A 7,378-nucleotide genomic window follows, 5' to 3' on the forward strand; every position below is an offset into this window, starting at 1 on the left:
AGAATTTAGGCAATTTTTTCCCGAATATAACCACAAACAATTATATGGGGCAGTAGCAGGCATTGAAATCGAAGAAGGAGCGGATAAATATGCTTATCGTCAAGGTTTATTTGTCTTGGCACAAAGGGGTGAAAATGTAGCTATTCTTAACGATACTGAGTTTCAACCGAAAACGTGGTATAATCCTTAAACTTGTCTTTGGGAAAGTCCAGTGCAATTCTGGTACTGTGCCGCAACTGTAATCAAGTAAAAAGTAAAAAGAGTACATCTTCCCTTTTTCCTTGCGAGTCAGAATACCAATTACAAGCTTTTGATCGGTAGTATAGACAACTAATTTTCTAACTACTTCTCTGCGTCGCATGGAGAACAAACAACGGTGAATTGGTTAGTTGAAGCAAATGCTTGTCCCGGTTTATTTTATGGAACTGCTGCCCAGGATGGGTTTTTAATTCGTCTCCGCACCCCCGGTGGATGGCTCAATTCTCCACAGGGAAAAGCGATCGCCACTTGGCTCGAACAATGGCAGACGACAATACAAGTTACCAATCGGGCAAATCTGCAAATTCGCGGACTGCAAAAATCCCCCAGTTTAGAAGAATTTCAAACCCTGCAAAAATTAGGGTTAGCTGCCCATAATCCCAGTATCGATCATCTGCGTAACATCATGTCTAGTCCCACTGCCGGAATTGACTGCCAAGAATCGATCGATACTCGTCCATTAGTCCAAGAATTAGATAATTTTATCCAAAATTATCCATCAATTGCCGAACTAAGTCCTAAATTTAGTATCGGGATCGATGGCGGTGGTGCAGTGGGAATTGGTACTGGTTCAACTATGGCCTGGCAACACCGCTATAACGAGATTCAGCTATCGGCAATTGCCGTCAATAATCCGACAAATTTAACTTCTCTTGTTTGCTTTCGATTAGCACTCGCAGGAGATAAACAATTATATGACACGGACTTATTAATTGAGCCAGAAAACTGTTTAGCTGTGGTCAAAGCACTGGTAAAGGTTTATGTCGATTATGTTCAACAAAACCCTAATATCAAGGGGAAAAAACCTCGGATGAAACACCTGCTAAAAGATTGGGGATTAGCAAAATATCTCGAACAAGTTAACTCCCAATTACATCGGACTTCTACCGGCATAATACACCAGCAAAAATACCGGCAAGCTGCCCATTCTACTCAACCCTATTTTCATCTGGGAATTCATCCTCAAAAGCAACCCGGATTATCTTATATTGGTCTATCATTAAGATTAGGACAATTGACGGCTAATCAACTATGGGGATTAGCGGCACTATCAGAAACTTTTGGCAGTGGTCAGTTACGATTAACCCCTTGGCAGACTGTTATATTACCCGATATTCCCGATGAAAAAGTCTCAGAATTGTTGCCAAAACTGGCATCCTTAGGATTATCCGCTTCTCCCGGATGGGATGGGGGAATAGTTGCCTGTAGCGGTAAACCCGGTTGTGCAGCAGCAGCCACTGCAACTCAAATCCATGCTTCTCTCCTGGCAGATTATTTGCAGGAACACTTAACCTGTAATTCTCCTGTTAATATTCATTTGACAGGTTGTGCTAAATCCTGCGCTCAACCGGGACCGGCTGAAATTACCCTTTTAGGAACTAATATCGAGGAAAATGGCCAAATACTGGAAGCTTATCAAGTCTATGTGGGTGATAGTCAAAAATTCTTAGAAACACCCATATTTGAGGGAGAATTTGCCAAGATTCCCCCGCTCATAGCCCAAATTTTAAGCTCCCAAAAATCGAAAAATTTAGATGAATAGAATGGAATACATTAAGAATGGTGAGGAAATTTACCGCAAATCTTTTGCTATTATTCGGGCTGAAACTAACTGGAAAAATCTCCCCAATGATTTAGCTCATGTGGCGGTTCGTCTAATTCATTCCTGCGGGATGACAGACATAACAGAAGATTTAGAAGCATCACCGGACGCAGTTAAAATCGGACGAAATGCCCTCGCTGGGGGTGCAGCAATTCTCTGTGATTCTCAAATGGTCGCTAATGGCATTACCAAAGCGCGTTTACCTAAAAATAATCCGATTATTTGTACCCTCAATCATCCAGAAGTGACCGAGTTAGCAGGGCAAATTAATAATACCCGCTCCGCTGCCGCTTTAGAACTTTGGCGACCTCATTTAGCTGGAGCGGTGGTAGCCATTGGTAATGCACCAACCGCACTTTTTCGCCTACTAGAATTGCTCGATCAAAATGTAGATAAACCAGCTTTGATTTTAGGCTTTCCCGTGGGATTTGTGGGAGCGGCAGAGTCGAAATTAGAATTAGCAACTAATAGTCGTGGTGTGCCATTTATTACCCTGCACGGACGTAGGGGAGGCAGCGCAATCGCAGCAGCAGCGGTCAATGCTTTAGCAAAAGAGAACGAATTATGAATGAATTAGGCAAACTTTATGGATTAGGAATCGGGCCTGGTGATCCCGAATTGTTGACGCTAAAAGCACACCGCATTCTCACAACTGTTCCGGTAATTGCTTATCCTACCTTAGAAAGTGGCAAAGTTTTGGCACGGGCAATTGTGTCGGATTTTATCCGTCCCGAGCAGATAGAAATTCCCATGCCTTTGCCTTTTAGTGTCGAGCGCAGTTCTCAACCTCATTATGATATTGCTGCCGAAAACATCGCCGAACATTTAAACTTAGGTCGAGATGTGGCGGTGCTATGTGTGGGCGATCCGATGTTGTATGGCACATTTATGTATATCTTTAATCGCTTGTGCGATCGCTTTTCAATTGAAGTCGTGCCGGGCATTTCTTCAGTGATGGCAAGTGCAGCAATGCTGGGTGTACCTATTACTTATCGAAATGACGTATTTAGTATCATGCCGGCTACTTTAGAGGCGGAAATATTGCGGGATCGCCTAGCATTTATCGATGCAGCGGCGATTATTAAATTAGGCAGACATTTCACTAAAGTTCGCAATATTCTCCAGGAATTAGGATTATTAGAACGCGCCCTCTACATCGAACGAGCAACCTTACCCAATCAGCAAATTATTCCGATTACCGAAATCGATCCAGAGGCTGTCACCTACTGGTCATTAATTCTGATTCCTAGTAAAACTAAACCCCAATAACTCTATAGACACTAAGTTAAATCTTCTATCCCCTACTTGACAGAACCTATAGGGTTTAGATAATATTATGAAAATGTCTTTTCTTCGTTGCTTTTTTTGTTGCACAGGAGGTTATATATCGCGTTTCTCGGATTGATAAGGTAATCTATTTTCTTCTCCGTTCTCTGTCACCTAAAAATAACTACCATGTCCGATTCTCCTGAATCTATCCGCAATACTAGCGTCAGCGATCAAGCTACTAATAATGATGCTCTCGGATTTGAGCCTTATGTAATAGCGATCGCTGAATTTTTGTTGCATGAGCAGACACAACCACCCCTAACTTTATCGGTTGAGGGAGAGTGGGGTAGTGGCAAGTCTTCTTTTATGAAAATGTTAGAGGAATATTTACGAAAAAAGGGAGGTCGGACAGTTTGGTTTAATGCTTGGCGACACGATAAAGCGGAGTCGGTATGGGCGGCTTTTGCGCTGTCTTTTATTAAGCAGATTTCTACGCCCAAAAATTGGCGAGATTTACCTCGAATTATTATAGGACATTTTAAGTTACAATTATTGCGTTTTAACTTAGAAAAAGGCTTATTTGAATTAATTAAAGCTTTACCAGTAATAATTTTTGTGATTTGTGCCTCAATTGCCATTCCCTTTATTTTAATCGGTTATGGAGTTGAAGGAATTAACGAATTAATCGGAGCAATAACTTCTCAAGATGTTTTTTGGAGTAAAATTAATTCAGTTTTTAAACTGTTATTTACCGCCGGAGGTTTAACTTTATCAGGAGCGGGGATTTTCGCTGGTATTAAGAGTTTATCGAGAAATTTTCAAAGGTTACTTCAAAACCCCAAAAACAACCTAATTAAATACATAGAAGCCCCAGATTATAAAAAACAATCGGCATTTGTAGAAGAATTTCATGAAGATTTTGCTAAAATTGTTGATGCTTATATTGGCAATGATCGAGTATATGTATTTATTGACGATTTAGATCGCTGTGAACATCCAAAATCAGCGGACTTGATGCAGGCGATTAACTTGATGATTGCTGATGATCCTTCAGTGGTGTTTATTTTAGGAATGGACAGAGAAAAAGTAGCCGCTAGTTTAGCGGTAAAATACGAAAACATTCTCAAGTATTTACCGTCGGAAACCACAGAAATTGATCCTGATATTTTAGCGAGACGTAGTTCTAATAAAGGGTTAGCTTATGGTTATACCTTTATTGAAAAGTTTGTCCAGCTTCCCTTTTTAGTTCCCCAACCATCCCGGTCGGATTTTGAGCGTTTTTTGACTCAGCTTGCTACTTCAACTCCTTCCAATTTACCGCCAGATAAATCCTCTTCTAAATTTTTTCAGTCATTCTGGGGTATGTTTAAGTTAGCTTTACCTTGGAGAAATAATTCGCAAAAGCATCTCACTTCTGCAACAAGTAATCAGACAAGTGATTTAAACAACTCGTCTCTAGATAATCCTTTAATAGAATCCGAACAAACCGAAAAAGAGAAAGCACAAGCAGCCGTAATTAAGCGATTAGAAGCGATTCAAGTCAAAAATTTTGATAAAGATTCCCCAACAGTGCGGAATGTCATTATGATGGTAGCTCCCGCATTGGATTACAATCCGCGACGGATTAAACACTTTATCAATGTCTTTCGTCTCAAGGTTTATATCGCTAATGAAACTGGTTTATTTTTTGAGGAGCGAGACGAGGATAATAATTTGTTATATCCTTCTCTAACTTTTGAACAGTTAGGCAAATTTACTGCCATTAGTTTAAAATGGCCATTGTTATTGTCAGATTTGGAAAATGATAAGCAAATTTTAGCAAAACTAGAAAAATTTGCACGGGGAGAGTTGAGTCCACCAAATGAAGAGGAGTCGCTTCGCTATTGGGGTAGTTATAGTAAGCTGAAAGATTTAATGGCTTACGGTCATGAAAAATCGGCAGCTAACTCTAAATTTAGCTTGGCAGAGGTAAATGTTGATAAATTATTACAAGTATCACCCAGGGTAATTCGGCCAGCTAATGATCCTATTCAACCACAACAAATTCGCCAAAATATTAAAATTAGCCAAAATATTACCTCATTGCCTCTAGACTTTCACTTAGAAATGGTGGATATACCCGCCGGTAAATTTAACATGGGTTCTAATGAGTATGAAGATGAAAAACCGATACATGAAGTAATTGTGCCAGCATTTCAAATAGGCAAATATCCTATCACCCAAGCACAGTATCAAGCGGTGATGGGAAAAGCTAGTTTAATGTTTCCAAGAAATCCCCAGAACCCAGTAAAATCCGTTACTCAGAATGATGCTAAAGTCTTTTGTAAACAACTGAGCAAGTTAACGGGAAAAAACTACCGTTTGCCAACAGAAGCAGAATGGGAATATGCCTGTCGCGCTGGTACAGAAACCCGATTTAGTTTTGGCGATGATGAAAATCAATTAGGAGATTATGCCTGGTTTAGTGGTAATTCAGATAATGTAACCCATCCTGTTGGGGAAAAGCTACCTAATCCCTGGGGAATCTATGATATGCACGGCAATGTTTGGGAATGGTGTGCTGATACATATCATGAAAGTTATGCAACCAAATCAGACAATATTAAAGAAAATGGCAGCATTGCATGGGGTGATTATATTTATCTAAGTCACGGATCATTACTTCGTGGCGGCGCTTTTGACTCCTATCCCGGGCTTTGCCGTTCCGCGTATCGCGGTGACAGCGATGTTCTCCGCCACGGAGAGGGTTTTCGTGTTGTGTGCGGTCTCCCCCAATCAGTTAACAGTTAACAGTTATCAGTTGCTCCGAGCCTATATGGAAGCGCACCAATAACCAATAAAAAGATGAAGTCTAATAGGGTGAGCCTGAGAATAGCGATCGCTGTATTTGCCCATCACCGCTTTTCAAGGTTGCTTTAATGTTATACCATTTTTCTTTATTCGTAGCAGGTATCTTACTCCCCTCTCCCAGAAAGGGAGAGGGGTTGGGGGTGAGGGAAATTAACCATCTCTGCCATTACTTTTGAAAAATGGTATTAGAATCGAATCACTCCCTTTAGGCTTTGCTATGCGTGCGATTGAAACCACTGGTATCCTCAATACCCAAGGGCAAATTCAACTTGATCATCCTATTCCCCAAGAAAAAGATCGGTTTGTGCGCGTCATTCTTTTGATGTCGGAGGATGAACTGAACGAAAAAAACTGGCTAGATGCCGTTTCCCATAATTTTCCCAACGATGCCCAGTGCTGTGGAGCTAAATAATCGCACTCCCACATCTCCCAAAAAAAGAGCGCACTTTCCATATTTCCCAAAAAGCGATCATTCCGTTCTATCTCCTAAAAATAGATCGCTCTCCAGCATCAAAATGATCTAGTCATAATGACTCCACATCCGATAAATTTTGATCAATTTCTCCGATTCAAAGACTTCATAAACTAGCCGATGCTGTTTATTGATACGACGACTAATTAACCCTTTCATATCCCCTTTTAATAACTCATAATCCGGTGGGTATTGAAACGGGTCTTCTTCAATTATTTTGATAAGTTCAAGAACCTTGGGCTTCAGTCCACTAGAAGCAATCTTTTTTGCATCTTTTTGAGATTGGGTCATAAAGATTATTTTATACATTACCAATCTAACTCATCTAAGCTTAAGCTCTGTTCAATAGATTCATCACGGGCTGCCTGAATAGTTTGAATCATTCCTTCGATTCCCCTTAGATATTCGTCATCACTGACATAATCTGATTGTTCCAGAATTTTAATTTCGTCTCTAGAGAAGCGATCAAGTAACCATAGAAATTTTTCACTAATGCTATCGTCAATTTGCAAGGTAATTGTTCGCATAAATTAACTCCTAAGCTTTCTGTATAAATCGCTTTCACATTGAAATCTACACTTTGTGCATTCTATCATTATTTTCCACACCCCTACAAGCGATCGCCTTTCCACACCCCTACAAGCGATCGCTAGGAAAACCAGTAATACCTCCATCACTGAGTTCAACATATATAGCAATTGACATCCTCACCGCCGTAAAACGGACGGCGATTCCTCACCACGCCACTTTTTTAGAATGGTCGCGTCAATGGGGTTGACGCGACCCGGGATGCTGCTTCTTTAACAGAAGTCTTACGCTTTCCTCTACGTCCGTTTAAAGTCTCCGAATGTCCTCCGGCGACCTTGATATTTACCGCAGCGTTTACATCTCGATCATGAAAAGTTCCACAGAAAAGACATTCCCAC

8 protein-coding genes, 1 pseudogene and 1 riboswitch are annotated in these 7,378 nt (G+C 40.6%); of the genes and pseudogenes, 7 read left to right on the top strand and 2 right to left on the bottom strand.

Annotation, left to right across the window (positions count from 1 at the left end; translation table 11 throughout):
* The 6 genes and pseudogenes from IM479_RS08280 to IM479_RS08305 all read left to right on the top strand — a co-directional run.
* Positions 1-190: pseudogene (locus IM479_RS08280) on the top strand (DUF3782 domain-containing protein); the annotation flags it as partial.
* A riboswitch (cobalamin riboswitch) is annotated at positions 161-319 on the top strand. (Overlaps the previous pseudogene by 30 nt.)
* A gap of 57 nt (positions 320-376) precedes the next feature.
* Positions 377-1,801 carry a precorrin-3B synthase gene (cobG, locus tag IM479_RS08285; RefSeq protein ID WP_287686112.1) on the top strand — a complete coding sequence of 475 codons (1,425 nt, stop codon included), beginning with the start codon at positions 377-379 and terminating at the stop codon, positions 1,799-1,801.
* Position 1,802: 1 nt separating this feature from the next.
* Positions 1,803-2,429 carry a precorrin-8X methylmutase gene (locus IM479_RS08290; protein ID WP_287686113.1) on the top strand — a complete coding sequence of 209 codons (627 nt, stop codon included), beginning with the start codon at positions 1,803-1,805 and terminating at the stop codon, positions 2,427-2,429.
* Positions 2,426-3,130: a precorrin-2 C(20)-methyltransferase gene (cobI, locus tag IM479_RS08295; RefSeq protein WP_287686114.1), complete on the top strand. Its 705-nt coding sequence runs from the start codon at positions 2,426-2,428 to the stop codon at positions 3,128-3,130. The genes IM479_RS08290 and cobI overlap by 4 nt, the downstream gene beginning before the upstream one ends.
* 186 nt (positions 3,131-3,316) lie before the next feature.
* The gene (locus IM479_RS08300) at positions 3,317-5,920 is read left to right on the top strand and encodes an SUMF1/EgtB/PvdO family nonheme iron enzyme (protein ID WP_287686115.1); all 2,604 of its coding nucleotides are present in this window, start codon (positions 3,317-3,319) and stop codon (positions 5,918-5,920) included.
* Between the two features lie 277 nt (positions 5,921-6,197).
* Positions 6,198-6,392: a hypothetical protein gene (locus IM479_RS08305; protein WP_286824199.1), complete on the top strand. Its 195-nt coding sequence runs from the start codon at positions 6,198-6,200 to the stop codon at positions 6,390-6,392.
* Between the two features lie 108 nt (positions 6,393-6,500).
* Here IM479_RS08305 and IM479_RS08310 read toward each other — a convergent pair whose 3' ends face one another.
* Both IM479_RS08310 and IM479_RS08315 read right to left on the bottom strand, forming a co-directional pair.
* A complete protein-coding gene (locus IM479_RS08310) occupies positions 6,501-6,743 on the bottom strand; it encodes a Txe/YoeB family addiction module toxin (protein WP_286824200.1) in 243 nt (80 codons plus the stop codon).
* Positions 6,744-6,760: 17 nt separating this feature from the next.
* The gene (locus IM479_RS08315) at positions 6,761-6,979 is read right to left on the bottom strand and encodes a hypothetical protein (protein WP_286824201.1); all 219 of its coding nucleotides are present in this window, start codon (positions 6,977-6,979) and stop codon (positions 6,761-6,763) included.
* A 53-nt stretch (positions 6,980-7,032) separates the two neighbouring features.
* Between IM479_RS08315 and IM479_RS08320 the strand changes: the two genes are divergently transcribed.
* Positions 7,033-7,230, top strand: coding sequence for a hypothetical protein (locus tag IM479_RS08320; protein ID WP_287686116.1), 198 nt, complete (start codon positions 7,033-7,035; stop codon positions 7,228-7,230).
* The last annotated feature ends 148 nt before the right edge of the window (positions 7,231-7,378 follow it).

Origin of the sequence: Microcystis sp. M165S2 (assembly GCF_020245885.1) — a bacterium.
Taxonomy (GTDB): Bacteria; Cyanobacteriota; Cyanobacteriia; order Cyanobacteriales; family Microcystaceae; genus Microcystis.

Excerpts from the sequence above, each read along its gene's own strand:
- IM479_RS08290 (WP_287686113.1), top strand. The coding sequence starts at position 1,803 with ATGGAATACATTAAGAATGGTGAGGAAATTTACCGCAAATCTTTTGCT.
- cobI (WP_287686114.1), top strand. The coding sequence starts at position 2,426 with ATGAATGAATTAGGCAAACTTTATGGATTAGGAATCGGGCCTGGTGAT.
- IM479_RS08300 (WP_287686115.1), top strand. The coding sequence starts at position 3,317 with ATGTCCGATTCTCCTGAATCTATCCGCAATACTAGCGTCAGCGATCAA.
- IM479_RS08305 (WP_286824199.1), top strand. The coding sequence starts at position 6,198 with ATGCGTGCGATTGAAACCACTGGTATCCTCAATACCCAAGGGCAAATT.
- IM479_RS08310 (WP_286824200.1), bottom strand. The coding sequence starts at position 6,743 with ATGACCCAATCTCAAAAAGATGCAAAAAAGATTGCTTCTAGTGGACTG.
- IM479_RS08315 (WP_286824201.1), bottom strand. The coding sequence starts at position 6,979 with ATGCGAACAATTACCTTGCAAATTGACGATAGCATTAGTGAAAAATTT.